Source organism: Streptomyces sp. NRRL F-5755 (assembly GCF_001279365.1).
Taxonomy (GTDB): domain Bacteria; phylum Actinomycetota; class Actinomycetes; order Streptomycetales; family Streptomycetaceae; genus Streptomyces; species Streptomyces rimosus.
Genome location: NZ_LGCW01000146.1, coordinates 1 through 1,674 on the forward strand (window position 1 = coordinate 1; position 1,674 = coordinate 1,674).

Annotated in this window: 2 protein-coding genes; one reads left to right on the top strand and one right to left on the bottom strand. The window is 68.3% G+C overall.

Going from position 1 to position 1,674, the window contains the following annotated elements:
• Positions 1-163: 163 nt before the first annotated feature.
• Complete coding sequence (locus ADK86_RS15435) at positions 164-676, bottom strand: MarR family winged helix-turn-helix transcriptional regulator (RefSeq protein WP_234345878.1); 513 nt, start codon at positions 674-676, stop codon at positions 164-166.
• A 115-nt stretch (positions 677-791) separates the two neighbouring features.
• On the opposite strand from ADK86_RS15435, the gene ADK86_RS15440 reads away from it, so the two are divergent.
• The gene (locus ADK86_RS15440; protein ID WP_053697098.1) at positions 792-1,598 is read left to right on the top strand and encodes an oxidoreductase; all 807 of its coding nucleotides are present in this window, start codon (positions 792-794) and stop codon (positions 1,596-1,598) included.
• Positions 1,599-1,674 lie beyond the last annotated feature (76 nt).

Sequence of the window (1,674 nt, forward strand, 5' to 3'; positions counted from 1 at the left end):
GGGGGCGTTTGCCGTGCCCTGCGCTGTTCGTGGGGGTGAGCCGCCGATCGCGACGAGGGCCTCGTGGTCGCCGGGTTGCCTGGCCGTATCGAGCAACCAAGGGGGCCCGTCGTCGGCCGGGCCCGAAAACTCTTCGGGCTCCTGGCCCGCCCCACTCACGGCTTTACGACGTCTTCCTGTCGAGAGAGGTCGGGGTGCCGCAGTGCTCGTTGCCGTCGGTCAGATCGTCGCGCACCAGGACAAGGAGTTGTGCCAGCTGCGAGCGCTGAGTGCCGGTCAGCGAGCGGAAGAGGCCGTCTTCCACCTCCTGCTGCGCGGCTGCCGCGTCTTGCAGCCGCTGCTGTCCCGCCTCCGTCAGCACGACTAGGTGGCGGCGCCGATCGCGAGGGTCACGCGTGCGCGTCACCAGTCCCTCGGCCTCCAGAGGATTGAGCTGCGTGACGAGCACGCTGGCCGCGGTATCTGTCTCGGCGGCCAGGTCGGTCTGCGCCAACGGACCGTGATCGTGGAGCAGCCCGAGGATATGGAACTGCCGCGGCGTGAGGTCATTGGCGGTGTGCGCATCCCTCAGACGACGCATGGCCTCGTGCCCCAGAAGCGCGAGCATGAGGCCGGGGCTGTTGCGGTGCTCGTCGATCAGCGCCGGGCCGGAGGCGGTGGAGGTAGCCGAGGTCACCCGCTCACTTTATCTCACGTGATCGTGTAGGTTATTAAATGAATCATGCATGTGAACGATTAAGGCACTGCAGGTATGTCTGCCTCCGCGCCGCCCCCTTCACCCGAGGAGCGCCATGTCGCCCACCCGTCCGACCCTGCTCCCCGATCCGAGTGCGGATCTGGGCCTGCACGGAACACGCGCCGTCGTCACCGGAGGAACCCGCGGCATCGGCGCCGCCACGGTGCGCCGTCTGGTCACGGCCGGCGCGCACGTGGTCGCCGTCGCCCGCAATCGAGCCGAAGTCCCCACCGGAGTACAAGTGGTGACCGCCGATCTGAGCTCCCCCGGCGGGGTCGAGCAGGCTGCAGCCGCTGCGCTCGACCTTCTGGGCGGCATCGACGTGCTCGTCGACAACGCCGGACGCAACACCCAGGTACCCGACGGCGTCCTCACTGCGACCGACGAGGACTGGCTGGCCAACATCGAAGCCAACCTGCTGTCCGTCGTCCGCCTCGACCGCCTCCTCGTCCCGCATATGACGGCACAGGGCCACGGGGCAGTCGTCCACGTGTCATCGAACGCCGCCCGTTACCCTCAGCCCAACGGTGCCCCGTACGCCGCCGCCAAAGCCGCCCTCAACGCCTACAGCAAGAGCCTCGCGACCGCCTGCGGCCCGCACGGCGTGCGCGTCACCGCGGTCATGCCTGGAGTCATCGAGACCGACGCCGTCGAAGCAAGCCTGCGGCAGGCGGCAGAACGCACCGGCCGCGACCTGGACATAATCCGCAAGGAGTTTCACCAGCGCCTCGCCGCCCCGCTCGGCCGCCCCGGACAGCCCGAAGAAGCCGCAGAGGTGATCGTTTTCCTCGCTTCCCCACGCGCCTCCTACCTCACCGGCATCACCATTTCGGTCGACGGAGGCATCCTCCCCACCCTCTGACGAACCGTCGAAGATCTCCTTGGGCACCAGCAGCTCATTCGCTTCCCGCGCAACGGAAGCCGATTACGGCTGGCGT